Source organism: Pseudomonas sp. ZS1P83 (genome assembly GCF_054897825.1).
Genome location: NZ_CM142706.1, coordinates 5,037,282 through 5,061,562 on the forward strand (window position 1 = coordinate 5,037,282; position 24,281 = coordinate 5,061,562).

Here is a 24,281-nt window from a genome sequence, read left to right on the forward strand (position 1 = left end):
ACTTGAAATCGCCATCGCCGGCAAGCCGTGCTCCTACAGGAGTCAGACCACGCGCCTACAGACGGACTCCAGGTCATGACCCAACTCCCCACCGATATCAAACTGCACAAAGCCTCGAAAACCCTGTCGCTGAAGTACGCGTCCGGCGAGGAATATCACCTGCCTGCCGAATTCCTGCGCGTGCACTCTCCTTCCGCCGAAGTCCAGGGCCACGGCAAACCTATCCTGCAATTTGGCAAGATCGGCGTAGGCCTGACCAAGGTCGAACCGGCCGGTCAGTACGCACTGAAATTGACCTTCGACGACGGCCACGACAGCGGCCTGTTCACTTGGGAATATCTGTACCAGCTGGGAGTGCGCCAAGAGGATCTCTGGAACGATTATCTTGCCGAGCTCAAAGCCGCCGGAAAAACCCGCGATCCGAATCAATCCATCGTCAAGCTGATGCTCTAACTCGGGCCTCTCGCTCTTTAGAAGGCATTTTCTAATTCCATCTGTTTGAATGCTCCGCTTTCGGGTCGACGATTGGCCTGCTTGCGAAAAAAATTAAACTCGGGTAACCAATGGAACTGGCAAGTTCCCTGCAGTGCTCTCTGCGATAAAAAAGCAGCGATGCAGTATTAACGGTCAACCGAGCAGTAGTACCTGGCATTTGCCGTGTGAATGCACAGCTGGGACCAGGTACTCGCCTCAGGACAATGGAGCGTCGTAGATGAGTAACAAGAATAACGATGACTTGAAGTATCAAGCCTCGGAACACACCTTGGGGCTGAATCCTGTCGTTGGGCTGCGTGGAAAGGATCTACTGGCTTCTGCTCGAATGGTGCTAAGGCATGCCATCCGACAACCGGTTCACAGCGCCAGGCATGTCGCCCATTTCGGCCTTGAACTGAAAAATGTGTTGTTCGGAAAATCCGAGCTTCTACCGACAAGCGATGACCGTCGCTTCGCCGATCCGGCCTGGAGCCAGAACCCGCTCTACAAACGTTATTTGCAAACTTACCTGGCGTGGCGCAAGGAACTCCACGACTGGATCGGCGACAGCAACCTCTCGCCCAAGGACGTCGCACGCGGGCATTTCGTGATCAACCTCATGACCGAAGCCATGGCCCCGACCAACAGTGCGGCCAACCCGGCGGCGGTCAAACGTTTCTTCGAAACCGGCGGCAAAAGCCTGCTCGACGGCCTGGCCCATCTGGCCAAGGACCTGGTGCACAACGGCGGTATGCCGAGCCAGGTCAACATGGGCGCGTTCGAGGTCGGCAAGAGCCTGGGCGTTACCGAAGGCGCGGTGGTGTTTCGCAATGACGTGCTGGAGTTGATCCACTATCGGCCGACCACCGAGCAGGTGTACGAGCGCCCACTGTTGGTGGTGCCACCACAGATCAACAAGTTCTATGTTTTCGACCTGAGCCCGGACAAGAGCCTGGCGCGTTTCTGCCTGCGCAACAATGTGCAGACGTTCATTGTCAGCTGGCGCAACCCGACCAAGGAGCAGCGCGAATGGGGTCTGTCGACCTACATCGAAGCGCTCAAGGAAGCGGTCGACGTGGTCACTGCGATCACCGGCAGCAAAGACGTGAACATGCTCGGCGCCTGCTCCGGCGGCATCACCTGCACCGCCCTGCTGGGCCACTACGCCGCGATCGGTGAGAACAAGGTCAACGCCCTGACGCTGCTCGTCAGCGTGCTGGACACCACCCTGGACAGCGACGTGGCACTGTTCGTCGACGAGCAGACCCTGGAATCCGCCAAGCGTCACTCCTATCAGGCCGGCGTCCTGGAAGGCCGCGACATGGCGAAAGTCTTCGCCTGGATGCGTCCCAACGACCTGATCTGGAACTACTGGGTCAACAACTACCTGCTGGGCAACGAACCGCCGGTTTTCGACATCCTGTTCTGGAACAACGACACCACAAGGTTGCCCGCCGCGTTCCATGGCGACCTGATCGAGTTGTTCAAAACCAACCCGTTGATCCGTCCTGATGCACTGGAAGTGTGCGGCACACCGATCAATCTGAAGCAGGTCACTGCCGACATCTTCTCCCTGGCCGGCACCAACGACCACATCACCCCGTGGAAGTCCTGCTACAAGTCGGCGCAACTGTTCGGTGGCAAGGTCGAATTCGTGCTGTCCAGCAGCGGGCATATCCAGAGCATTCTGAACCCGCCGGGCAATCCGAAATCGCGCTACATGACCAGCACCGAGATGCCGGTCAAGGCCGAGGAGTGGCAAGAAAATTCCACCAAACACACCGATTCCTGGTGGCTGCACTGGCAGGCATGGCAAGCCGAGCGTTCGGGCAAGCTGAAGAAGTCTCCGGGCAGTTTGGGCAGCAAGGCTTATCCGGCGGGCGAAGCTGCGCCGGGCACTTATGTGCATGAGCGGTAACTGACACACCTCGCGCCCCTGTAGGAGCGAAGCTTGCTCGCGAAAGCGGTCATTCACTCAACATAGATGTCGACTGATCTGACGCGTTCGCGAGCAAGCTTCGCTCCTACAGGGATCGAGGATGAATTTGAGAAAGTGACCCACAGGGCTTGAAGCATGCCGCAACAATTCATATTTCGTACCGTCGACCTGGATGGCCAGACCCTCCGCACGGCGGTACGCCCCGGCAAGCCTCACTTGACGCCTTTGCTGATTTTCAACGGCATCGGTGCCAACCTGGAGCTGGTGTTTCCGTTTGTCGCGGCGCTGGATCCGGACCTGGAAGTCATTGCCTTCGACGTCCCTGGCGTCGGCGGTTCATCGACGCCGAATCGACCGTATCGCTTTCCGGGCCTGGCGAAACTCACGGCGCGGATGCTCGACTATCTCGACTACGGCCGAGTCAATGTGATCGGCGTTTCCTGGGGGGGCGCCCTCGCCCAGCAGTTCGCTTACGACTATCCCGAGCGCTGCAAGAAACTCGTTCTGGCGGCCACGGCGGCCGGCACGGTGATGGTACCGGGCAAGCCGAAAGTCCTATGGATGATGGCCAGCCCACGACGCTATATCCAACCGTCTCACGTGATTCGCATTGCGCCGATGATCTACGGCGGCGCGTTCCGTCGCGATCCGACGCTCGCCGCGAGCCACGCTGCGAAGGTCCGCTCGGCCGGCAAACTCGGTTACTACTGGCAGCTGTTCGCCGGCCTCGGATGGACCAGCATTCACTGGCTGCACAAGATCCACCAGCCGACTCTGGTGCTGGCCGGCGACGACGATCCGCTGATCCCGCTGATTAACATGCGTGTGCTGGCCTGGCGAATTCCCAACGCCCAGTTGCACATCATCGATGACGGGCATCTGTTTTTGATTACCCGGGCCGAAGCGGTGGCACCGATCATCATGATGTTTCTCGAGGAAGAACGTCAGCGTGCCGTGATGCACCCGCACCCGGCGCCATTCGGCGATTAACCGGCCCCGGTTTTGTTAACGAAAAAAGGCTCGGCAGGACGCCGCGCCGCGCAACAACCCGTAACAGCGTCTATGGTGTTCTGGTTCGGTGTATCTGTATTTGGCCTGAAGACGAAGGAGTGTTGTTTCATGCGCGAAAAACCAGCGAGGGACTTTTTGCCCGCTCCCGCCGCGTTCATCAACGCACAGAGTGCGATTACCGGCCTGCGCGGTCGGGATCTGTTGTCGACCCTGCGCAGCGTTGCCGCCCATGGCTTGCGCAACCCGGTGCACAGCGCCCGACACGCCTTGAAGCTGGGCGGCCAACTGGGCCGCGTGCTGCTCGGCGAAACCTTGCACCCGACCAATCCGCAGGACAGTCGCTTTGCTGACCCGGCGTGGAGCCTCAACCCTTTTTATCGCCGTAGTTTGCAGGCCTACCTGAGCTGGCAAAAACAGGTCAAAAGCTGGATCGATGAGAGCAACATGAGCCCGGATGATCGCACCCGCGCCCACTTCGCTTTCGCCTTGCTGAACGATGCCGTTTCACCGTCTAACAGCCTGCTCAACCCGCTGGCGATCAAGGAGATCTTCAACTCCGGCGGCAACAGCCTGGTGCGAGGTATCAGCCACCTGGTCGACGACTTCCTGCACAACGATGGCTTGCCCAGACAAGTCACCAAGCAAGCTTTCGAGGTCGGCAAAACGGTCGCCACCACTACTGGCTCCGTGGTGTTTCGCAATGAGTTGCTGGAGCTTATCCAGTACAAACCTATGAGCGAAAAGCAGTATTCAAAACCGCTGCTGGTGGTGCCACCACAGATCAACAAGTACTACATTTTCGACTTGAGCCCCGGCAACAGCTTCGTCCAGTTCGCCCTGAAAAACGGTTTGCAGACCTTCATGATCAGTTGGCGCAATCCGGATGTACGGCATCGCGAATGGGGACTGTCGACGTACGTGGAAGCCGTGGAAGAAGCGATGAACGTCTGCCGGGCGATCACCGGTGCTCGTGAAGTCAATCTGATGGGCGCCTGCGCGGGCGGGCTGACCATTGCCGCGCTGCAAGGGCATTTGCAGGCCAAGCGGCAATTGCGGCGAGTGTCCAGCGCAACGTATCTGGTAAGCCTGCTCGACAGTCAGATGGACTCGCCTGCGACCCTCTTCGCTGACGAACAGACCCTTGAGGCGGCCAAACGCCGCTCCTATCAGAAAGGCGTGCTGGACGGCCGCGACTTGGCCAAGGTCTTCGCCTGGATGCGCCCCAACGATCTGATCTGGAGCTATTTCGTTAACAACTACCTGTTGGGCAAGGAGCCGCCAGCGTTCGACATCCTCTACTGGAACAACGACAACACACGTTTGCCGGCAGCCCTCCATGGCGACTTGCTGGACTTCTTCAAACACAACCCGCTGAGTCATCCGGGTGGTCTGGAGGTGTGCGGCACGCCGATCGACTTGCAGAAAGTCACCGTCGACAGCTTCAGCGTCGCGGGCATCAACGACCACATCACCCCGTGGGATGCGGTGTATCGCTCGACCCTGCTGCTGGGTGGCGAGCGACGTTTCGTGCTCTCCAACAGCGGTCATGTGCAGAGCATTCTCAACCCGCCCTCCAACCCGAAAGCCAATTTCGTCGAAAGCACGAAACTGAGCAGCGACCCACGGGCCTGGTATTACGACGCCAAGCAAGTCGACGGCAGTTGGTGGACCCAATGGCTGAGCTGGATTCAAGAACGTTCAGGCGCGCAAAAAGAAACCGACATGGCCCTCGGCAACCCGAACTATCCACCGATGGAGGCAGCACCCGGTACTTACGTGCGTGTGCGCTGACGTTCAACGAACCATTAAGAAGACTGGATGAAAACCCGCGACCGGATTCTCGAATGTGCTTTGCAGTTGTTCAATCAGAAGGGCGAACCGAACGTCTCTACCATGGAAGTTGCCAATGAAATGGGCATCAGCCCGGGCAACCTCTACTACCACTTCCACGGCAAGGAACCGCTGATTCTCGGGTTGTTCGAGCGCTTCCAGGTCGAACTGGCGCCCCTGCTCGATCCACCGGCCGATGTCGAGCTTGCACCGGAAGATTACTGGCTGTTCCTGCACCTGATCGTCGAGCGCCTGGCCCACTACCGGTTTCTGTTCCAGGACCTGTCGAACCTCGCCGGGCGCTTGCCGAAACTGGCCAAGGGCATACGCAACCTGCTCAATGCGTTGAAGCGCACGCTGGCTTCATTACTCGCTCGATTGAAGGCTCAGGGGCAATTGGTCAGCGAGACCCAGGCACTGGGACAACTGGTGGAGCAGATCACCATGACGCTGCTGTTCTCGCTGGACTATCAGCGGATTCTTGATCGTGAAGGTGAGGTGCGATTGGTGGTGTACCAGATCATGATGCTGGTGGCGCCGCATTTGTTGCCGCCGATCAAGGTGGCGACGGAGCAGTTGGCTTTGCAATATCTCGAGGAGCATGAGTGAGTCAGTCAGAACCACCAATTTCCTCATTGCAAACCACCCAAACAAAAACGCCCGACCTTCACAGGCCGGGCGTGATCGTTCCCATGCTCCGCGTGGGAATGCAGCCGGTGACGCTCCGCGTCACTGCTGCAATGGACGCGGAGCGTCCGGTGAGGCATTCCCACGCGGAGCGTGGGAACGATCATCAGGACTGACTGGTTGGCGTTGATGGAGCTGGCGCGACAGTCGAGGTTGCAGCAGGGGTTGGCGCAGCAGCGGAGTTCGATGCGCTGACCGGGGTTGCCGGTTTGGCGGCAGCTACTGCTGGTTTTGGTGCAGCGGCTTTCGGCGCTGCCGGTTTTTTCACTGCCGGCTTCTTCGCTACGGCAGGTTTTGCCGCTGGCTTGGTTGCTGGCTTGGCTGCTGCAGGTTTCGCTGCGGCAGTTTTGGCCGCTGGTTTGGCAGCCGGTTTAGCGGCAGCTTTGGCCAGTGGTTTGGCAGCGGACTTCGCCGCAGGTTTGGCCGCCGCGGTTTTCGCCGCAACAGGCGCAACCTTCGCACCGGTCAGACGCTCGATCTGCTTGGTCAAGGTATCGACCTTGCTGTGCAGCGCTTTGACTTCATTGCGGCTCGGTACACCCAGGCGCGAAATGGCGCTGTTCAAACGCTTGTCGAAAGCCCCTTCCAGCTCATCCCACTTGCCCAGTGCGCGATCTTTCACGCCGCTGATGCGCGACTTGGCCGACGTAGCGGAATCCTTGGCCGCATCGACTTTTTTGTCGACAGCGCTCTTGGTGAGTTTTTCGGCTTTCTCGCCGTCTTTGACCAATGCTTCGAAGAGCTTGCTGCCGTCAGTGTCGATCTTCGAGTACACGCCTAAACCAGCCAGCCAGATTTTGCGGGAGTAGTCTTCGACTTTCCCGATCCACGAGCTGCCTTCTTTTTCAGTATTCTTTTTACCAGCCATCCCGTTCTCCTTAAGATTTTTGCGCGACGCGTTCGAGCAATGCCGTCAGCTCATCGAGCTTGGCAGAGAGTGTCTCAACGTCATGTTTAGACGGAATGCCGATGCGATTCAAGGTACTTGCGACACGCGAGTCAAAAGCCTTCTCGACTTTGTCGAGTTGAACTTCGACCTTGCCTTTGAAAGTGCTGACTTCAGTCGTGGCTTCATCGATCTCGGCATTAGCCGCTTCAAGTTTCTCGGCAACTGCTTCTTTACCTTTCTTTTCAACAGCTTGACCCGCGACGATCAACTCTTGAAAGTACTCGCCACCCTCCTGGCCGACCCTGGCGTAGGCCCCCAGGCCTGCCAGCCAGATCTTGCGGGCATAAGATTTAACGTCGCTCAGAGCAGTCGTCGAAGCGTCGATTTTTTTCTTCAAAATAACTTTGGCCATGGTGCACCTCACGCGCAGAAGGTTTGAGGAACTGCCCGCGAAAGCGTCGGGCTCAGGCACAAAGTAGTGAGAATTATTAGAAACAGCACCCTAACTACTGACACAAACCCTTGGGCCGGGTCTGTGATCAATTGTGGGGTTCGACGTTATGCCAACGCTTTATCGAGGGCCTTCTCGATTTCCGATTTGAGGGTGCCGCTCATGGCCGACATCAACAGGCCAAGTTCGACATCGACCTTGATCGAATTCTCGCCCACATACACCGCGCCTTTCACACCGGAACGCTTGAGGTTCAGGGTGTCGCCGGACCATTGCGGCTCCAGGCCATATTGATCGGACAGTTTTTGCGCCAACTTGTCAGCCTTCTCGCGGGCCGCTTCCTTACCCAGGCCGTGGGCACGCTCAACACTAATACGGGCCATCAAATGACTCCTGCTTTATGGATACTTTCCTGAAGCATCTTGACCGCTACTGCGGCAAAACGTCCCGGTGGTTACCTATCTTACCTTCAGCCTTGCCAAGACAAAGCAGGCCACCGGGATTAGAATGTCCCGCATTCTCTTCTGGTGACAGCGATATGACTGATCAGCGCAAAGGCAGCGATACCGAACCCACCACTCACTTCGGTTTCAAAAACGTTCCGGAAAGCCAAAAAGCGGAAAAAGTCGCTGAGGTTTTCCACTCGGTAGCCGCCAAGTACGACTTGATGAACGACCTCCTGTCGGGCGGCATGCACCGTCTGTGGAAGCGTTTCGCGATCGAGTTGTCGGGCGTTCGCACCGGTAACCGCGTGCTGGACATCGCCGGCGGCACGGGCGATCTGACCAAGAAGTTCTCGCACCTCGTTGGCCCGACCGGCCAGGTCGTGTTGGCCGATATCAACGAATCCATGCTCAAGGTCGGTCGTGACCGCCTGCTGGACCTGGGTGTGGCTGGCAACGTCGAATTCGTCCAGGCCGATGCTGAAAAGCTGCCATTCCCGGACAACCATTTCGACTGCGTGACCATCGCTTTCGGCCTGCGCAACGTTACCCATAAAGAAGACGCCTTGCGCTCGATGCTGCGCGTGCTGAAACCGGGCGGCCGTCTGCTGGTGCTGGAATTCTCCAAACCGACCAACGCGCTGATGTCCAAAGCCTACGACGCCTACTCGTTCGCCTTCATGCCGCTGATGGGCAAGCTGATCACCAACGACTCGGAAAGCTATCGCTACCTGGCCGAATCGATCCGCATGCACCCGAATCAGGAAACCTTGAAGTCGATGATGGTCGAGGCCGGTTTCGACCGCGTGACCTACCACAACATGACCGCAGGCATCGTCGCCCTGCACCGTGGCATCAAACCCTGATGTTGCTGACCGGCCTGCTCGCCAGCGTTGAACTCGGTCTGAACCGGGTGCTGCGTCTCGACAGCACGGCGCTGCCGCGGCTGGCGCATTTGAGCGGCAAGGTGATTGCCGTCGACTGCCGCAGCCCGGCGCTGCAAGTGTTTATCCTGCCCAGCGACGAAGGCTTGATGTTGGCTTCCCACTGGGAAACCGGCGCCGACTGCACCCTGCGTGCACCGGCCTCCAGCCTGCTGAAACTGGCAATGAGCAAGGACAAGACTTCGGTCCTGCATGCTCCTGAAGTCGAACTCGACGGCGACAGCGGCGTGCTGCTGGAACTGGCGGCGATCCTTCAGGACCTTGAGCTGGACTGGGAGTACGAGCTCGCACGCGTGCTGGGACCTGTCGCCACGCAACTGCTCGGCGGCCACCTGCGCAGCCGCGCACGCTTTTATCAGCAAGGGTTCGCTAGCCTGAACCAGAATCTTGGCGAGTACCTGGCCGAAGAATCGCGCACCCTCGTCGGCCAGCGCGAAGCCGAAGCCCGTTTCAGTGAACTGGACCAGATCAAACTCGATCTGGAACGTCTCGAGGCGCGCTTCGAGCGCCTTTCCCGATCCCTCGACCCAAGCGATAACGCATGAAGCTGCTTGCCGTCCGCCGTTTGTTGCGCATCCAGCGCGTTGTGATTCGCTACCGCCTCGATGACCTGTTGTTCGCCCTGCCATTGCCGTGGTTTTTGCTGGCGCTGCGCTACGCCTTGCCGTGGCGCTGGTTCCCGCGCAAGACGCTGGACCTGAGCCGTGGCGCACGATTGCGTCTGGCGTTGCAGGACCTGGGGCCGATTTTCATCAAATTCGGGCAAATCCTGTCCACCCGCCGCGACTTGCTGCCGGAAGACATCGCTGATGAGCTGATGAAGCTGCAGGACCGCGTGCCGCCGTTCGACTCGCAAGTGTCGATCAAGCTGATTGAAGAGCAGCTCGGCAAAAAGATCAGTGAAGTCTTCAGCCGCTTCGACGTCGAGCCGCTGGCCTCGGCCTCGGTGGCGCAGGTGCATGCCGCGCAGCTGAAAACCGGTGAAGAAGTGGTGGTCAAGGTCATCCGCCCAGGCCTGAAACCGATCATCGCGCAGGACCTGGCGTGGCTGTTCATCCTCGCCCGCGCCGCCGAAAAGCTCTCTTCCGACGCGCGCCTGCTGCACCCGGTGGACGTAGTACTGGACTACGAAAAAACCATCTACGACGAACTCGACCTGCTGCGTGAAGCGGCCAACGCCAGCCAGTTGAAGCGCAACTTCGACGGCTCGGAGCTGCTCTACGTGCCGCAAGTCTATTGGGACTGGTGCCGGCCGAAAGTGCTGGTGATGGAGCGCATCTACGGCATTCAGGTCACTGACCTCGCGACCTTGGCTGATCAGCGTACCGACATGAAAATGCTCGCCGAACGCGGTGTGGAGATCTTCTTCACCCAGGTGTTCCGCGACAGCTTCTTCCACGCCGACATGCACCCCGGCAACATCTTCGTCAGCACCGTGACCCCGTGGAGCCCGCAGTACATCGCAATCGACTGCGGCATCGTCGGCAGCCTGACCCCGGAAGACCAGGATTACCTGGCGCGCAACCTGTTCGCGTTCTTCAAGCGTGATTACCGTCGTGTGGCGCAGTTGCACATCGATTCGGGCTGGGTGCCGGCGGAAACCAAACTCAACGAATTCGAGGCGGCGATCCGCACCGTGTGCGAGCCAATCTTCGAAAAACCGTTAAAAGATATTTCCTTCGGTCAGGTGCTGATGCGCCTGTTCCAGACCGCTCGGCGCTTCAACATGGAAGTGCAGCCGCAGCTCGTGCTGCTGCAAAAAACCCTGTTGAACATCGAAGGCCTGGGCCGGCAGTTGTACCCGGACCTCGATTTGTGGAACACCGCCCAGCCGTTCCTCGAACGCTGGATGCGTGAGCGGGTCAGCCCCAAAACCTTGCTCGGCAACGTGCAGAGCCAGTTCGAACAACTGCCGCACCTGGCCAATATGGCCCGTGACCTGCTCGAGCGCATGTCCCAGCCCCACGCCTACGACCCGCCGCCACCGTGGCACCGGCGCAAGGATGATTGGTTCTTGCGACTGCTTGGCGGCGCGCACCTGGCCGGCGGCACAATACTCGCTGCCGGTGGGCCGTTGAACGAACTGGGTCATTGGCCGGCCGGCATCATGGTGGCCGTCGGTTTGTATCTGGTCGTTCGCCGATAGCCAGAGCCCCCACACGCTGGCACACTGTTTCAACGCTGAATTTCACGTAGGCTTCTATTCATGAAGTGTGGGCCTGCATCGGAGTCGAAGATGAAAAACTGGCTGGACGAGATCAAGTGGGACGCCGATGGCCTGGTGCCGGCGATTGCCCAGGATCACAAGACCGGGCGCGTCCTGATGATGGCCTGGATGAACCGTGAAGCGCTGGAACTGACCGCTGCCGAGAACCGCGCCATTTACTGGTCACGTTCCCGTGGCAAGCTGTGGCGCAAGGGCGAAGAGTCTGGCCACGTGCAAACCCTGCATGAGATGCGCCTGGACTGTGACGCCGACGTCATCATCCTGATGGTCGAGCAGATCGGCGATATCGCCTGCCATACCGGCCGACAGAGCTGCTTCTACCGCGTCTTCGAGAATGGCGACTGGAAAACCGTCGACCCGGTTCTGAAAGACCCGCACGCCATCTATTCCGCAGGACACACCCATGAGTGACACTCTGACCCGTCTGGCCGAGGTACTGGAAGAGCGCAAAGGCGCCGCTGCCGACAGCTCGTATGTCGCCAGCCTGTACCACAAGGGCTTGAACAAGATTCTGGAAAAAGTCGGCGAAGAGTCGGTCGAAACCATCATTGCCGCCAAGGATGCCGCCATCAGCGGTGACTGCAGCGATGTGATCTACGAAACCGCCGATTTGTGGTTCCACAGCATGGTCATGCTCGCCCAACTGGGGCAGCATCCACAGGCTGTACTCGATGAACTGGACCGTCGTTTCGGTCTGTCCGGACACGCCGAGAAAGCCTCGCGTCCGTCCGCCTGAACAACTATTGGAGAGGAGCAGCGACATGGGCATTTTTGACTGGAAACACTGGATCGTCATCCTGGTTGTTGTCGTATTGGTGTTCGGCACCAAGAAACTGAAAAACCTTGGCACTGACGTGGGTGAGTCGATCAAGGGCTTTCGCAAAGCCATGAACGATGAAGACAAGACAGCTGACCCGACGGTAACACCGGCCCAACCGGTTCCACCCGCTCAGCCACAGACCACACAGTCCGTGAACCCGCCGCACACCATCGACGTGCAGGCGCAAAAAGTCGAAGAGCCGATCCGCAAAGACGTGTGAGCACTGACTAATGTTTGGTATCAGCTTCTCTGAACTGCTGCTCGTCGGCCTGGTGGCCCTGCTGGTGCTGGGCCCCGAGCGTCTGCCGGGTGCTGCGCGCACCGCCGGCCTGTGGGTCGGACGTCTGAAGCGCAGCTTCAACGCGATCAAACAGGAAGTTGAACGTGAAATCGGTGCCGACGAGATTCGTCGGCAACTGCACAACGAGCACATTCTGTCGCTGGAGCAGGAGGCGCGGAAGATTTTCACTCCGACTCAGCAGCAAGCCTCACCGGTTCAGCCGGTTGAACCGGTGGTGGAGCAGACGATTCACGCGTCGGGAACAGAATCGGTGGCCACCGTGGGTGGCGTCGAGCCCGCGCCTGTTGTTGCCGCGCCGACACCCGTAGAACCTGTTGCTCCCGCGGCGGCGCCAGTTGCTCCCGCTCCTCATGACCCAACATTGCCGCCGCGAGCCCCATGAGCGATCTCCCTGAAAACGACCAGCACATGCCGCTGGTTTCGCACCTCACCGAGCTGCGTACCCGTCTGCTGCGTTGCGTAGCGGCGATCTTCATCATCTTCGCCGGGCTGTTTGCCTTCACCCAGCAGATCTACACCTTCGTCTCCACGCCGCTGCGTCAGTACCTGCCAGTGGGCGCGACGATGATCGCCACCGACGTGTCGTCGCCGTTCCTGACGCCGTTGAAGCTGACCATGATGGTCTCGCTGTTCCTGGCGATCCCGGTGATCCTGCATCAGATCTGGGGCTTTATCGCGCCAGGCCTGTACAAGCATGAAAAACGCATTGCGGTGCCGCTGCTGATGTCCAGCATCCTGCTGTTCTACACCGGCATGGCGTTTGCCTATTACCTGGTGTTTCCGCTGATATTCAAATTTTTCGCCGCCGCCACCCCGGCCGGCGTGGAAATGATGACCGACATCACCAGCTACCTCGATTTCGTCATGACGCTGTTCTTCGCCTTCGGCGTGGCGTTTGAGATCCCGGTGGCCGTGGTGCTGCTGGTGTGGATCGGCGTGGTCGACGTCAAATACCTGAAGAAGATCCGCCCGTACGTGGTTATCGGCTGCTTCGTAGTCGGCATGATCCTGACGCCGCCGGACATCTTCTCGCAGACGCTGTTGGCCGTACCGATGTGGCTACTGTTCGAAATCGGCATCCTGTTCGGCAGCCTGATCAGCAAGCGCGGCGAGCACCCGGACGACCAACCGGCCGACGATAACAACGACCAGCCACCAGCGACCCAACCGTGAACCTGCTGCTTCTCGAAGAAGCCGATTTCATTGCGGCCGACCGGGTGATCCTGCGCGATCGCCGGTTGACTCACATGCAGGAAGTCCATCGCTCCGTTGTCGGCGACAGCCTGCGGGTCGGGCGCATCGGCGGACTGATGGGCTCGGCCGAACTGCTACGCCTGGACGCCGATGAAGCCGAACTGCGCGTCGCTCTCGACCAGCCACCACCGGCCAAGCTGCCGCTGACCCTGGTGTTGGCCCTGCCACGGCCGAAAATGCTCCGTAGGGTGTTTCAGACCGTGGCGGCCATGGGTGTGCCACGAGTCGTGCTGGTGAACAGCTATCGCGTCGAGAAGAGCTTCTGGCAAACCCCGTTCCTTGAGCCCGAGGCGATTCGCGAGCAGTTGATTCTCGGCCTCGAACAGGCCCGGGACAGCGTGTTGCCGGAAGTCGTTATCGAGAAGCGCTTCAAGCCGTTCGTCGAAGATCGTCTGCCGGCCATCACCGAAGGCACCCTCGGCCTGGTCGGCCACCCCGGCAGTTACCCACCCTGCCCTCGTGGCCTGGACGAACCGGTGACCCTGGCGATCGGCCCCGAAGGCGGCTGGATCCCCTACGAAATCGAACTGCTGGGCAAATCCGGTCTGCAACCGGTACAGCTCGGCGACCGCATCCTGCGGGTCGAAACCGCCGTCACTGCACTGCTCGCACGCCTGTTCTAATCCCTACAGATACCCGGCTGCCTGCCGATACAGTCTCCATAAAACCAACGAATGGTTCGAGGGAGTAGCAGCATGTACCGATGGATAGCCGAGAAACTGGGGAACGTCAGCGTCAATCGCAAACTGGGTATCGGCTTCGGTCTGGTGCTGCTGCTGACCTTATTGATCACTTTCACCGGTTGGACCGGCCTGAGTGGCGTGATGAGTCGCGGCGATAAGCTGGGTTTTATTGCCAGCCTCAATGACCTGGCCAAAGACCTGCGCCTGGCCCGTCTGGATTACGAAATACGTCGCGGCGAACAAGGGCCCGGTGCGGTCAACGACCTGCTCAGCCAACTCGATACCGGCCTGAAGACCGCGCGCACGTTGATCGAACAACCGGCCGACGCGGCCATGATCGACCAGCAACTGGCCGCCGTCAGTGAGTACAAACAAGCCTTCAGCGCCATGACCCAGGCCGGCGCCAACCGCGAAGACGCCCGCGGCAAACTTGGCGCCACCGCCGACAACGCCGTGGCCCGTGTCGCCGAAGTCGAAAAATCCATGCTGCAGGGTGACAGCGTCGCCGAGTTCAATAGCGTGATCGACCTGAGCAAACTGATCCAGCAAGCGCGCTTCCAGGTTCGCGGTTATACCTACAGCGGCAAAACCGAGGCCGAGCAACCGGCTCTGGACGCCATCGACAACGCGTTGAAAAACCTCGAAAGCCTGCCCTCCAAACTGCCAGAGCAGCACATCGCCAACCTGCAACAAGCTACGGATTCGTTGAAGGCCTATCGCGCCGCCGTCAGCCAGTTCCGCGACTCTCAGGTCGCCAGCGCCGCGGCACTCCAACACATGGCCGATCAAGGCCAGATCCTGCGCGACACCAGCAAAAAACTCACCGAGTCGCAAACCATCGTCCGTGACACCGACGCCGCTCACGCCAAAAACCTGCTGCTGATGGCCACCGTTCTGGCGCTCGCCTTCGGCCTGCTTGCCGCTTGGGCCATCACTCGCCAGATCGTGATTCCCCTGAGCCAGACCCTCAAAGTGGCGGAGCGCGTTGCTGCCGGCGACCTGACCCAGAACCTTATCTCTGAGCGTCAGGACGAACTCGGCCAGCTACAGCGTGCCATGCAGAGCATGACCCTGGGCCTGCGCGAGTTGATTGGTGGCATCAGTGACGGCGTGACGCAAATCGCCAGTGCCGCCGAAGAGCTGTCGGCAGTCACCGAGCAGACCAGCGCCGGGGTCAACAGCCAGAAGGTCGAGACCGACCAGGTGGCTACCGCCATGAACGAAATGACCGCCACCGTGCAGGAAGTCGCGCGTAACGCCGAAGAAGCGTCCGAAGCCGCCGTCGCCGCCGACCAACAGGCCCGCGAAGGTGACAAAGTGGTCGGCGAAGCCATCGCCCAGATCGAGCGCCTGGCCAAAGAAGTTGGCAACTCCACCGAGGCCATGGCTCATCTCAAACGCGAAAGCGACAAGATCGGCAGCGTGCTCGACGTGATCAAATCCGTGGCCCAGCAAACCAACCTGCTGGCCCTCAACGCTGCCATCGAGGCCGCCCGTGCCGGTGAGGCCGGACGTGGTTTTGCGGTGGTCGCCGACGAAGTCCGCAGCCTGGCCCAGCGCACCCAGAAGTCCACCGAAGAAATCGAAGAGCTGATCGTCGGCCTGCAAACCGGCACCCAGCAAGTCGCAACCATCATGGACAACAGCCGCAGCCTGACCGACAGCAGCGTCGAACTGACCCGCCGAGCCGGTGGTTCACTGGAAAGCATCACCCGCACCGTCTCGGCGATTCAGTCGATGAACCAGCAGATTGCTGCAGCAGCCGAACAGCAGAGCGCGGTGGCCGAAGAGATCAACCGTAGCGTGCTGAACGTGCGCGACGTATCCGAGCAGACCTCGGCAGCCAGTGAAGAGACCGCGGCCTCCAGCATTGAGCTGGCGCGGCTGGGGACGCATCTGCAGATGCTGGTGGGAAGGTTCAAGGTTTAATCGGCCGGGCTGATTGTTCCCACGCTCTGCGTGAGAACAATCATCAGGCAAAAAAGAGCCCCGCTTAAGTAGCGGGGCTTTTCATTATGCCAACTGAGGCTGCGCACTCAGCGGCTTGAGCGGCAACAGCGGCGCATGGGGATCGGCCTTCACCGATTTACGCCACGCCTCCAGCCACTCGGGGTGACCTTCGTTCCAGATCTGCTCATGCAGACGACCCAATGCCACCGGGTCACTGAGCAGTTGCACGCGCTCATTGTTGTTCAGACCCTCAGGCCCGGCTTTCAGCGCATGACGAACCCGTTCGATCCGCAGCCACTCGATCGGCTCGGCCTGACGGTGACGGGACGTCGCCAGCGAGCACGCCAACGCGTTCTGCTGTGGATCGATCACTGCCCGGATGAAGCCGTCGTTCAGCGCATGCCAACGGTTTTCATGGGTGTACTGGTCGGTTGCCAGCAATGCCTGTGGCGGATTGTATTCCTCAGGGATCAGGAACAGGCTTTCGTCACGGGACTTGAGGCCCAGACCGACTCGACTGGAGATCACCGACACCGGAATCGACAGCATCAATGAACCGACGATCGGTACCAGCCACCAGAGGAAGCTCGGGTTCAGCCAGATCACCAGCAGGGCCCAGAAGAAGCCCAGCAAGGTTTGCGGACCGTGGCGTTTTACCGCTTCGCTCCATGGCGTGGAATCGTCGTCACGTTGCGGCGAGTTCCAGGTCGCGGCCCAGCCGAGGAACGCGGCGAGTACGAAACGGGTGTGGAAAATCATCCGCACCGGCGCCAGCAGCATGGAGAACAGCATCTCCAGCAGCATCGACAGGGTCACCTTGAACTTGCCACCGAATTCTTTCGCGCCCTTGGCCCAGATCAGGATGATGCTCAACAACTTCGGCAGGAACAGCAGCACGACGGTGGTCGAGAACAGCGCGATCGCCTTGTCCGGGTGCCATTGTGGCCATAGCGGATAGAGCTGGCGTGGCTCAAGGAAGTACTGCGGCTCCATCAGCGTGTTGACTGCCAACAGCGCCGTCGACAGCACGAGGAAGAAGAACCACAACGGCGCCGACAAGTAAGACATCACGCCCGTCAGGAACACCGCACGGTGCACCGGGTGCATACCCTTGACCAGGAACAGCCGGAAGTTCATCAGGTTGCCGTGACACCAGCGACGGTCCCGCTTGAGTTCGTCCAGCAGGTTCGGCGGTAATTCTTCGTAGCTGCCCGGCAAGTCATAGGCAATCCACACGCCCCAGCCGGCACGGCGCATCAGCGCAGCTTCGACGAAGTCGTGGGACAGAATTGCACCGGCAAATGCGCCTTTACCCGGCAACGGCGCCAGGGCGCAGTGCTCGATGAACGGCTTCATGCGGATGATCGCGTTGTGGCCCCAGTAATGGGATTCACCCAACTGCCAGAAGTGCAGACCGGCGGTAAACAGCGGACCATACACCCGGGTCGCAAACTGCTGCATGCGTGCATACAGCGTGTCCATGCCCGAAGCGCGCGGCGCGGTCTGGATGATCCCGGCATCCGGGGTGGCCTCCATCAAGCGCACCAGACTGGTCAGGCATTCGCCGCTCATCACGGAGTCCGCATCGAGCACGACCATGTACTTGTAATCACCGCCCCAACGACGGCAGAAGTCGTCAAGGTTGCCGCTTTTACGTTTAACGCGACGTCGACGGCGGCGATAGAAAATCTTGCCGAAGCCCTTGGCTTCACGGCAGACGTCCAGCCAGGCTTGTTGCTCGGCGACGCAGATATCGGCGTCGTTACTGTCGCTGAGGACAAAGAAGTCGAAGCGATCCAGGTTACCCGTGGCCGCAACCGACTCGAAGGTCGCCCGCAAACCGGCAAACACCCGTGGCACGTCTTCGTTGCAGATCGGCATCACCAGTGCGGTGCGAGCGTCCGTGGGGATCGGCTCGTTGCCGGCGCTTTTACCGGAAATGCGGTATTTGTCGTGACCGGTGAGCAACTCGAGGAAGCCCATCAGCGCGGTCCAGAATCCGGCCGATACCCAGCAGAACAGAATCCCGAACAGAATCAGGATGCTGGTCTGCAGCGCATACGGCAGCACTTGCGTGACGGTTTGCACGAGCGGCTGATGCAGGATTTCGTTCAGATCGACGAACGACCAGCCCTGATACGGCATGATGCCTTTCATGTACCAGCCGGCAACAATGGTCTGACCGAGCATCAGTATCAGCAGAATGTAACGGCGGATCGAACCGACAGTGCGCCAGCGCGCCGCCGGCAGCACGTTCTCGTCTTTCGGCAGGGCCGGCGGATTGGTGCGACCGGTCAGACGCCGCCAGCCCCGCACCAGAATGTTGGTGCGCCACGGCTCGGGCACGACTTTGGTCCGGCGGATCGGCGGTGTTGCCCTGAGGCAAACCCGACCGCTGGCGTCGAGCACCAGCATTTCCGCTTCTTCCAGTTCTTCAGCGGTGTTCAGGGTCAAACGGCGGCCCACCGAGGCTTGCGCAGCCTCGGTCGGTGCATCGAACGTCGAGGACGACAGACGCTGGTGCAGCTCGCTGAAGGACTGACAGCCCGCGAGTTCCGCGCGCTGCTCGTCGGTCATTGGCAGATGCGCCAGATACTCGGCAAGAGTCTCTGGCTGTACTTGAGAATTACTCATCGGCAGGCAACTGGTAGCTCCAGGTCTCGGTCAGGACTTCTTCAGTCGGTGCCGATTCCGGTGTGGCTGGGACCGCGTCGGCAGCGACTGGCTGCTTGGCGTCTTTGTTGTCCTTGTCCTTGGAATTTGCGGCTGGCTTGGCTTCGACCTGCTTGGCCTCGGCTTGTTTGGCTTCAGCTTGCTTGGCTTCCTTGGCTTCCTTGTCCAGCTTCTCCTGCTGCCGTGCGGCAATCTTGTCGGCCTTGGCGACGGACGAATTGGACGCGGGTACCGATGTTTTGGCCAGGTCGGCAGTCACGACGTTTTTGACCAGTGCAGCACGCATCTCGGTAGGTTTGCCCGGATCCTTGATTTTCATCCGCAGGGTCAGGCGCCAGCCCTTGGTTTCAGGGTTGTAACGTACGCTGTTCTCGACCAGCTCGGCATTCTCGCCAACGCTGACCTGGCTGCGCACGTCCGTATCTTCCGGCAATGCCGCAAGGGACGGACCTTCAAAGTCCACCAGATAGGCAACGCTGCCGTCCGGCTGACGGATCAGATTGGACTGTTTCACGTCACCCGTGGAGCGCAGGGTTTGTTGGACCCAGGCGCTGTCCGGTGCGTGAAGTGCGGCTTCGTCGATGGTCCAGTGCATGCGATAAGCGACGTCCAGCGGCTGGCCAGGCTCAGGCAGCTTTTCCGGACTCCAGAACGCAACGATATTGTCGTTGGTTTCGTCGGCAGTCGGAATCTCGACCAGATCGACGGACCCCTTGCCCCAATCGCCTTCTGGTTCGATCCAGGCACTTGGCCGCTTGTCGTAGCGGTCGTCGAGGTCTTCGTAGTGGCTGAAGTCACGGCCACGTTGCAGCAAGCCGAAGCCACGTGGGTTCTCGATGGCGAAGTTGCTCACCGCCAGGTGTTTCGGGTTGTTCAGTGGGCGCCAGATCCACTCGCCATTGCCGGCATGGATCGACAGACCGCTGGAGTCGTGCAGTTCGCGACGGTAGTTCAGCACTTTCGACGGCTGATTGGCGCCGAACAGAAACATGCTGGTCAGCGGCGCAACGCCAAGTTTGGTGACCTTGTCACGCAGGAACATTTTGGCCTTGACGTCGACAACGGTGTCGCTGCCCGGTCGCAGGGTCAGGCGATACGCACCGGTAGCCCGTGGCGAATCCAGCAGTGCAAAGATCACCAGCTGCTTGTCACCCGGTTTTGGCTGTTGAATCCAGAACTCGGTGAAACGCGGGAATTCTTCGCCGGACGGCAAAGCGGTATCAATGGCCATGCCGCGAGCGGACAAGCCATAGGTGTGACCCTTGCCGACAACGCGGAAATAACTCGCGCCGAGCATGGTCATGATTTCGTCTTGCTTGTCGGCCTTGTTGATCGGGTACAGCACACGGAAACCGGCATAACCCAGTTGTTCGGTGGCTTTAGGATCGACCTTCACGTCGCCGAAATCGAACCGACTTGGGTCGTATTTGATCTCTTCGACGGTGTTAGCCGTGATTTCGTTGATTTTCACCGGCGTATCGAAATGCATACCCTGGTGATAGAACGACAGCTTGAACGGAGTTTTCTGATCGGCCCACTCAGCTTTTTCGGTCAGGAAGCGGATTTTTTGATAGTCCGCGAATTTCATCTCGCGGAACTCGTTCGGCAGGTTACTGCGCGGAGCTTCGTATTTCTGCCCGGCCAGCTCTTTTGCCTTGACCGATACATCATCCAGATTGAATGCCCAAAGCTGACCGGCGCTGAGCAGGCAGAGCAGTGCAGAGCCCGCTACCAGTGCGCTTCGAAACCGTTTGGCAGACAATTTTGGTGCATTACAGGGACTAACAATCACGAGCAACCCTCGCCGAAAACAGATCAAAAAACCAACGGCCAGTTAAAGTGCCTGTGAGGTGTGCGGAATGAAAAAACCGACCCTACAGACCACTCTTGCCAAGTTGGCGAGCATTGTTCCGACTCCGATGGGACTAAATGATTCCCCAAACGGTCCAGGACAAGTCTCTACCTAAGTCAAAATGGACCAACGAACGCTGATCCCCGTAGCGCGCGATTATCTAGTAGGCCGCGTTACAACGCATCAGGGGTAACAAAGTATTTATCGCGAAAAACGCCTGTTTTCAGTCGAAAAGCCCTTAAAAAGATGTTTCAAGCGCTTTCAGGTCTGTAACAGGAAGGTTACCGGGCCATCGTTGACCATGTGCACCTGCATATCCGCGCCGAATCTACCTGATGCCACAGTGCCATGCACCTGTTTCGCCTTGCCTAATAGATAGTCGAAAAGTTCCTCGCCCAGGGCCGGAGGGGCAGCGGTCGAAAAACTCGGACGCAACCCATTCCTGGTATCGGCGGCCAGGGTGAACTGTGAGACCAGCAGCAACCCACCGCCTACATCCGCCAGGGACAGATTCATCTTGCCCTCGGCGTCACTGAACACACGATAGTTAAGCAGCTTATGCAGAAGTTTGTCGGCGCTGGCCCGAGTATCTTCGGGCTCGATCGCTACCAGCACCAACAAACCCTGATCGACTGCGCCAACCACCTCCCCCGCTACCTCGACTCGCGCGCCACGCACGCGTTGCAGCAGGCCCTTCATGCTTCTTCAGGGGCCAGGTCGAGCAGACGCCGGGCCATCAGATCGGCGGCGCGAACCAGTGCATCAGTAATGCCCGGCTCGGAGGCGGCATGGCCGGCGTCACGGATCACCTGCAATTCACTGTTCGGCCAGTTTTGATGCAGCTCCCAGGCGTTATCCAACGGGCAGATCACGTCGTAGCGACCATGGACGATCACGCCGGGCAAATGAGCGATCTTGCCCATGTCGCGAATCAGCTGGTTCGGCTCAAGAAACGCATTGTTGGTGAAGTAGTGACATTCGATACGGGCAATCGACAGCGCGCGCTGAGGCTCGGAGAAGCGATCGACCACCAGCGGGTTCGGGCGCAGGGTGGCGGTCCGGCCTTCCCAAGTGGACCAGGCTTTGGCCGCATGCATCTGGGCGATCTGATCGTTGCCGGTCAGGCGTTTGTGGAAAGCCGAGAGCAAGTCGTCGCGCTCATCCAGCGGGATGGGCGCGATGTAGTCCTGCCAGTAATCGGGAAACAGACGGCTGGCGCCCGCCTGGTAGAACCACTCGATTTCCTGCGGGCGGCAGAGAAAAATCCCGCGCAGAATCAGACCGTGCACACGCTCCGGGTGGGTTTGCGCGTAGGCAAGCGCCAGGGTCGAACCCCACGAACCGCCGAACAACACCCATTTGTCGATCCCCAAGTGCTTACGAGTCCGCTCAAGGTCGGCAACCAGATCCCAGGTGGTGTTGTTTTCCAGGTTCGCGTGGGGCGTGGAACGACCGCAACCGCGCTGGTCGAAGGTCACAATGCGATACAGGTTCGGATCGAAATACCGACGGCTCTGGGCATCGCACCCGGCGCCGGGGCCGCCGTGGATGAACACTACCGGCAATCCTTCCGGTGAACCGCTTTCGTCGACATACAGCGTGTGGGTTTCATCGACGGCCAGATCGTGCCGGGCGTGGGGTTTGATCTGCGGGTACAAAGTCTGCATTGCGCGCTCCGTAAGGGGTCGAGGTCATCCCTGGGGGGACTTCTATTATTCTGCCGTCCGGCATCATAAACCCGAATTACGCCAATGAGCATGCCTTGCAGAGTCAGAGTTTTTCAGCCGGTTTTTTCAGACAAATAGCCGAGCAGCGTTTCATAGAGTGCATCGACCTCGGCGACCTGCCCCCGAGCCCGCAAACAGCCGTGAACCAACCCCTCCCCGTAATAAAGCGTCGCTGCCACACCTGCTGCTTTCAATCGCTCGGTGTAGAGCATGCCGTCATCGCGCAACGGATCGAATTGCGCCACGGCGATCAAGGTCGGCGGCAAACCACTGAAATCCTCGGCGAGCAACGGCATAGCATAAGCACCTGGCTGTCGGGTGCCGCGCAAGTACAGGGCGTGATAACACTCCAGATCGCTGCTGCTGAGCAAGGGTGCATCGATGCATTCGCTGCGCGATGGCAATCGCGAATCACCACCCAGCCCCGGATAAATCAGGACCTGCGCAGCCGGCAATGGCTCGCCCGCATCGCGCAACGCCAGACACAACGCAGCAGCAAGGTTGCCACCGGCGCTGTCCCCGGCCACCAGCGTTCGCTCGGGATCGAGCCGCAATGGTCCGCCCCGTAGCGCACGCCAGACACCCAGACAATCCTCGAACGCCGCCGGAAACGGATGTTCCGGCGCCAACCGATAATCCACGGCGATCACCAGCACGCCGAGCGTCGACGCCAGTTCGGCGCAGATGAAGTCGTGGGAATCCAGGTCGCCCACCACCCAACCGCCGCCGTGCAGATACACGATGCACGGGCAACCGCTGGTCGGTGACGAAACCGGCGGTTGATACGACCGCACCGGCACGCCTGCCAATTCAAAGTCGACCACATAAAGCCCGGCGGGACGCGGCGGAGTAAACGCCCGGCACATCCCGCTGTAGGCCTGACGCAAACCGGTGAGGTTGCTGTCAGTGCTGTTGAAGCTGACGGTTTTCTCGACGAACGCCGTCATCTGTTCAGATAAAGGATACGCAGCCATCAAGGTTTCAAACTGGCCTGAACGGTTGCCACGCCTTCCTTGCCATCGAAACTGCTGACACCCGCCAGCCAGCGTTGCAAATCTTCCGGATGGTCGCGCAGCCATTGTTTGGCAACGTCCTGAGGCGTATTGCGCTCCATGATTGGCACCATCAATTGGCTTTCCTGGGCGGCGGTGAAGGTCAGGTTTTCCAGCAGGCGGTTTACGTTCGCACAGCGCTGGGCGTAGTCCGGGGCGGTCACCGTGGAAACGGTTGCGGCGCCCTCGTTCGGGCCGTAAACATCTTCGCTGCCGGTCAGGTAGGCGAGCTTCATGTTGATGTTCATCGGGTGCGGCGTCCACCCGACGAACACCACGAATTCCTTGCGATTCACCGACCGCTGTACGGCGGCAAGCATGCCGGCCTCACCCGACTCGATCAGCTTGAAGTCTTTGAGGCCAAAGCGATTGGTCTCGATCATGGTTTTGAGGGTGGTGTTGGCGCCACTGCCCGGCTCGATGCCGTAAATCTTGCCGCCGAGCTGATCCTTGAATTTGGCGATGTCGGCGAAGGTTTTCAGGCCCGCTTCGGCGACGTACTCAGGTACGGCGAGCGTTGCCTGAGCGTCGGCCAGGCTCGGCTTGTCCATGACCTTCACTTGATTGGCGGCCACGAACGGCGCGATGTTTTTGTCCATCGCCGGTTTCCAGTAACCGAGGAAGAGGTCCAGACGCTTGTCGCGGATGCCGGCGAAGATGATTTGCTGCACGGCGCTGGTTTGCTTGCTTTCGTAGCCAAGGCCGTTGAGCAGCACATCGGCCATGCCACTGGTGGCGATCACGTCGGTCCAGTTGACCACGCCCATGCGCACGGCCTTGCAGGAAGCGTCGTCACGGGCCAAGACGCTGGTGCTCAGAAGAGCGGTGCCGCAGAGGATTGAGAGACAGCGGGTGAACAGTCTTTTCATTGGGAGGGTCTCGTGCGGCAGATTATTGTGAGGGCCGGCGTCTTTGTGCACCGTGCCCGAACATTACGCAGCGTCGAGATCATAAAAGCGACCTGTGGCGACCGTGTTTTGCACGGTGGCGACCGTCCCTATCGATCGTTCCCACGCTCTGCGTGGGAATGCAGCCCGTGACGCTCCGCGTCACTGGACGCGGAGCGTCCCTTGA

At 59.6% G+C, this 24,281-nt stretch carries 24 protein-coding genes and 1 pseudogene; 16 read left to right on the forward strand and 9 right to left on the reverse strand.

The features are described from left to right. The first annotated feature begins 75 nt into the window (after positions 1-75). From ACYZT0_RS23640 to ACYZT0_RS23660, 5 genes are all read left to right on the forward strand, one after another. A complete protein-coding gene (locus tag ACYZT0_RS23640) occupies positions 76-453 on the forward strand; it encodes a gamma-butyrobetaine hydroxylase family protein (protein WP_462043236.1) in 378 nt (125 codons plus the stop codon). A gap of 259 nt (positions 454-712) precedes the next feature. Continuing rightward, on the forward strand, positions 713-2,392 hold the full coding sequence (gene phaC / locus ACYZT0_RS23645) for a class II poly(R)-hydroxyalkanoic acid synthase (protein WP_462043237.1): 1,680 nt from the start codon (positions 713-715) through the stop codon (positions 2,390-2,392). Positions 2,393-2,548: 156 nt separating this feature from the next. Beyond that, positions 2,549-3,403, forward strand: a complete 855-nt coding sequence (phaZ, locus tag ACYZT0_RS23650; protein WP_462043238.1) for a poly(3-hydroxyalkanoate) depolymerase — start codon at positions 2,549-2,551, stop codon at positions 3,401-3,403. 129 nt (positions 3,404-3,532) lie between these two features. Then, positions 3,533-5,215 carry a class II poly(R)-hydroxyalkanoic acid synthase gene (gene phaC / locus ACYZT0_RS23655; protein WP_462043239.1) on the forward strand — a complete coding sequence of 561 codons (1,683 nt, stop codon included), beginning with the start codon at positions 3,533-3,535 and terminating at the stop codon, positions 5,213-5,215. Positions 5,216-5,242: 27 nt separating this feature from the next. Further along, complete coding sequence (locus ACYZT0_RS23660; protein ID WP_282379943.1) at positions 5,243-5,863, forward strand: TetR/AcrR family transcriptional regulator; 621 nt, start codon at positions 5,243-5,245, stop codon at positions 5,861-5,863. Between the two features lie 184 nt (positions 5,864-6,047). Here ACYZT0_RS23660 and ACYZT0_RS23665 read toward each other — a convergent pair whose 3' ends face one another. The 3 genes from ACYZT0_RS23665 to ACYZT0_RS23675 all read right to left on the reverse strand — a co-directional run bounded on the left by ACYZT0_RS23665 (position 6,048) and on the right by ACYZT0_RS23675 (position 7,664). Further along, positions 6,048-6,809 carry a phasin family protein gene (locus tag ACYZT0_RS23665; RefSeq protein ID WP_462043240.1) on the reverse strand — a complete coding sequence of 254 codons (762 nt, stop codon included), beginning with the start codon at positions 6,807-6,809 and terminating at the stop codon, positions 6,048-6,050. 10 nt (positions 6,810-6,819) lie between these two features. Further along, positions 6,820-7,242, reverse strand: a complete 423-nt coding sequence (locus tag ACYZT0_RS23670; RefSeq protein ID WP_462043241.1) for a phasin family protein — start codon at positions 7,240-7,242, stop codon at positions 6,820-6,822. A gap of 146 nt (positions 7,243-7,388) precedes the next feature. Beyond that, positions 7,389-7,664, reverse strand: coding sequence for a polyhydroxyalkanoic acid system family protein (locus ACYZT0_RS23675; protein ID WP_462043242.1), 276 nt, complete (start codon positions 7,662-7,664; stop codon positions 7,389-7,391). Between the two features lie 155 nt (positions 7,665-7,819). Between ACYZT0_RS23675 and ubiE the strand changes: the two genes are divergently transcribed. The 11 genes and pseudogenes from ubiE (at position 7,820) to ACYZT0_RS23730 (ending at position 15,882) form a co-directional block, all read left to right on the forward strand. Then, positions 7,820-8,590, forward strand: coding sequence for a bifunctional demethylmenaquinone methyltransferase/2-methoxy-6-polyprenyl-1,4-benzoquinol methylase UbiE (ubiE, locus tag ACYZT0_RS23680; protein WP_462043243.1), 771 nt, complete (start codon positions 7,820-7,822; stop codon positions 8,588-8,590). After that, on the forward strand, positions 8,590-9,213 hold the full coding sequence (locus tag ACYZT0_RS23685) for a ubiquinone biosynthesis accessory factor UbiJ (protein ID WP_462043244.1): 624 nt from the start codon (positions 8,590-8,592) through the stop codon (positions 9,211-9,213). Before ubiE ends, ACYZT0_RS23685 begins: the two co-directional genes overlap by 1 nt. Continuing rightward, entirely contained in the window at positions 9,210-10,814 is a 1,605-nt protein-coding gene (gene ubiB, locus ACYZT0_RS23690; protein ID WP_462043245.1) for a ubiquinone biosynthesis regulatory protein kinase UbiB, read from the forward strand. Before ACYZT0_RS23685 ends, ubiB begins: the two co-directional genes overlap by 4 nt. Before the next feature lie 90 nt (positions 10,815-10,904). Next, complete coding sequence (gene hisI, locus ACYZT0_RS23695) at positions 10,905-11,306, forward strand: phosphoribosyl-AMP cyclohydrolase (RefSeq protein ID WP_007899278.1); 402 nt, start codon at positions 10,905-10,907, stop codon at positions 11,304-11,306. After that, positions 11,299-11,631 (forward strand): phosphoribosyl-ATP diphosphatase, encoded by a 333-nt coding sequence (locus ACYZT0_RS23700; protein ID WP_008047820.1) that lies wholly within the window; start codon positions 11,299-11,301, stop codon positions 11,629-11,631. The genes hisI and ACYZT0_RS23700 overlap by 8 nt, the downstream gene beginning before the upstream one ends. Before the next feature lie 25 nt (positions 11,632-11,656). Next, entirely contained in the window at positions 11,657-11,935 is a 279-nt protein-coding gene (locus tag ACYZT0_RS23705) for a twin-arginine translocase TatA/TatE family subunit (RefSeq protein WP_462043246.1), read from the forward strand. Between the two features lie 10 nt (positions 11,936-11,945). Next, a complete protein-coding gene (tatB, locus tag ACYZT0_RS23710; RefSeq protein ID WP_462043247.1) occupies positions 11,946-12,398 on the forward strand; it encodes a Sec-independent protein translocase protein TatB in 453 nt (150 codons plus the stop codon). Beyond that, a complete protein-coding gene (gene tatC, locus ACYZT0_RS23715; RefSeq protein WP_462043248.1) occupies positions 12,395-13,189 on the forward strand; it encodes a twin-arginine translocase subunit TatC in 795 nt (264 codons plus the stop codon). The genes tatB and tatC overlap by 4 nt, the downstream gene beginning before the upstream one ends. Continuing rightward, positions 13,186-13,893 (forward strand): 16S rRNA (uracil(1498)-N(3))-methyltransferase, encoded by a 708-nt coding sequence (locus tag ACYZT0_RS23720; RefSeq protein ID WP_462043249.1) that lies wholly within the window; start codon positions 13,186-13,188, stop codon positions 13,891-13,893. The genes tatC and ACYZT0_RS23720 overlap by 4 nt, the downstream gene beginning before the upstream one ends. Positions 13,894-13,965: 72 nt before the next feature. Continuing rightward, positions 13,966-15,024: pseudogene (locus tag ACYZT0_RS23725) on the forward strand (methyl-accepting chemotaxis protein); the annotation flags it as partial. Positions 15,025-15,168: 144 nt separating this feature from the next. Next, positions 15,169-15,882, forward strand: coding sequence for a methyl-accepting chemotaxis protein (locus tag ACYZT0_RS23730; protein ID WP_462046626.1), 714 nt, complete (start codon positions 15,169-15,171; stop codon positions 15,880-15,882). Positions 15,883-15,966: 84 nt separating this feature from the next. Here ACYZT0_RS23730 and mdoH read toward each other — a convergent pair whose 3' ends face one another. From mdoH to choX, 6 genes are all read right to left on the reverse strand, one after another. After that, positions 15,967-18,537: a glucans biosynthesis glucosyltransferase MdoH gene (mdoH, locus tag ACYZT0_RS23735; protein WP_462043251.1), complete on the reverse strand. Its 2,571-nt coding sequence runs from the start codon at positions 18,535-18,537 to the stop codon at positions 15,967-15,969. Further along, positions 18,530-20,368 carry a glucan biosynthesis protein gene (locus ACYZT0_RS23740; protein ID WP_462043252.1) on the reverse strand — a complete coding sequence of 613 codons (1,839 nt, stop codon included), beginning with the start codon at positions 20,366-20,368 and terminating at the stop codon, positions 18,530-18,532. Before ACYZT0_RS23740 ends, mdoH begins: the two co-directional genes overlap by 8 nt. 321 nt (positions 20,369-20,689) lie before the next feature. After that, positions 20,690-21,127 carry a D-aminoacyl-tRNA deacylase gene (dtd, locus tag ACYZT0_RS23745; RefSeq protein ID WP_462043253.1) on the reverse strand — a complete coding sequence of 146 codons (438 nt, stop codon included), beginning with the start codon at positions 21,125-21,127 and terminating at the stop codon, positions 20,690-20,692. Then, positions 21,124-22,095: a prolyl aminopeptidase gene (pip, locus tag ACYZT0_RS23750; RefSeq protein WP_462043254.1), complete on the reverse strand. Its 972-nt coding sequence runs from the start codon at positions 22,093-22,095 to the stop codon at positions 21,124-21,126. Before pip ends, dtd begins: the two co-directional genes overlap by 4 nt. A 113-nt stretch (positions 22,096-22,208) precedes the next feature. Continuing rightward, a complete protein-coding gene (locus ACYZT0_RS23755) occupies positions 22,209-23,129 on the reverse strand; it encodes an alpha/beta hydrolase (RefSeq protein ID WP_462043255.1) in 921 nt (306 codons plus the stop codon). Further along, on the reverse strand, positions 23,129-24,076 hold the full coding sequence (gene choX, locus ACYZT0_RS23760; RefSeq protein ID WP_462043257.1) for a choline ABC transporter substrate-binding protein: 948 nt from the start codon (positions 24,074-24,076) through the stop codon (positions 23,129-23,131). The genes ACYZT0_RS23755 and choX overlap by 1 nt, the downstream gene beginning before the upstream one ends. Positions 24,077-24,281 lie beyond the last annotated feature (205 nt).

What these genes read in the sequence shown, in the direction of transcription:
- ACYZT0_RS23640 (WP_462043236.1), top strand. Translation starts at nt 76, where the DNA reads ATGACCCAACTCCCCACCGATATCAAACTGCACAAAGCCTCGAAAACC.
- phaC (WP_462043237.1), top strand. Translation starts at nt 713, where the DNA reads ATGAGTAACAAGAATAACGATGACTTGAAGTATCAAGCCTCGGAACAC.
- phaZ (WP_462043238.1), top strand. Translation starts at nt 2,549, where the DNA reads ATGCCGCAACAATTCATATTTCGTACCGTCGACCTGGATGGCCAGACC.
- phaC (WP_462043239.1), top strand. Translation starts at nt 3,533, where the DNA reads ATGCGCGAAAAACCAGCGAGGGACTTTTTGCCCGCTCCCGCCGCGTTC.
- ACYZT0_RS23660 (WP_282379943.1), top strand. Translation starts at nt 5,243, where the DNA reads ATGAAAACCCGCGACCGGATTCTCGAATGTGCTTTGCAGTTGTTCAAT.
- ACYZT0_RS23665 (WP_462043240.1), bottom strand. Translation starts at nt 6,809, where the DNA reads ATGGCTGGTAAAAAGAATACTGAAAAAGAAGGCAGCTCGTGGATCGGG.
- ACYZT0_RS23670 (WP_462043241.1), bottom strand. Translation starts at nt 7,242, where the DNA reads ATGGCCAAAGTTATTTTGAAGAAAAAAATCGACGCTTCGACGACTGCT.
- ACYZT0_RS23675 (WP_462043242.1), bottom strand. Translation starts at nt 7,664, where the DNA reads ATGGCCCGTATTAGTGTTGAGCGTGCCCACGGCCTGGGTAAGGAAGCG.
- ubiE (WP_462043243.1), top strand. Translation starts at nt 7,820, where the DNA reads ATGACTGATCAGCGCAAAGGCAGCGATACCGAACCCACCACTCACTTC.
- ACYZT0_RS23685 (WP_462043244.1), top strand. Translation starts at nt 8,590, where the DNA reads ATGTTGCTGACCGGCCTGCTCGCCAGCGTTGAACTCGGTCTGAACCGG.
- ubiB (WP_462043245.1), top strand. Translation starts at nt 9,210, where the DNA reads ATGAAGCTGCTTGCCGTCCGCCGTTTGTTGCGCATCCAGCGCGTTGTG.
- hisI (WP_007899278.1), top strand. Translation starts at nt 10,905, where the DNA reads ATGAAAAACTGGCTGGACGAGATCAAGTGGGACGCCGATGGCCTGGTG.
- ACYZT0_RS23700 (WP_008047820.1), top strand. Translation starts at nt 11,299, where the DNA reads ATGAGTGACACTCTGACCCGTCTGGCCGAGGTACTGGAAGAGCGCAAA.
- ACYZT0_RS23705 (WP_462043246.1), top strand. Translation starts at nt 11,657, where the DNA reads ATGGGCATTTTTGACTGGAAACACTGGATCGTCATCCTGGTTGTTGTC.
- tatB (WP_462043247.1), top strand. Translation starts at nt 11,946, where the DNA reads ATGTTTGGTATCAGCTTCTCTGAACTGCTGCTCGTCGGCCTGGTGGCC.
- tatC (WP_462043248.1), top strand. Translation starts at nt 12,395, where the DNA reads ATGAGCGATCTCCCTGAAAACGACCAGCACATGCCGCTGGTTTCGCAC.
- ACYZT0_RS23730 (WP_462046626.1), top strand. Translation starts at nt 15,169, where the DNA reads ATGAACGAAATGACCGCCACCGTGCAGGAAGTCGCGCGTAACGCCGAA.
- mdoH (WP_462043251.1), bottom strand. Translation starts at nt 18,537, where the DNA reads ATGAGTAATTCTCAAGTACAGCCAGAGACTCTTGCCGAGTATCTGGCG.
- dtd (WP_462043253.1), bottom strand. Translation starts at nt 21,127, where the DNA reads ATGAAGGGCCTGCTGCAACGCGTGCGTGGCGCGCGAGTCGAGGTAGCG.
- pip (WP_462043254.1), bottom strand. Translation starts at nt 22,095, where the DNA reads ATGCAGACTTTGTACCCGCAGATCAAACCCCACGCCCGGCACGATCTG.
- ACYZT0_RS23755 (WP_462043255.1), bottom strand. Translation starts at nt 23,129, where the DNA reads ATGGCTGCGTATCCTTTATCTGAACAGATGACGGCGTTCGTCGAGAAA.
- choX (WP_462043257.1), bottom strand. Translation starts at nt 24,076, where the DNA reads ATGAAAAGACTGTTCACCCGCTGTCTCTCAATCCTCTGCGGCACCGCT.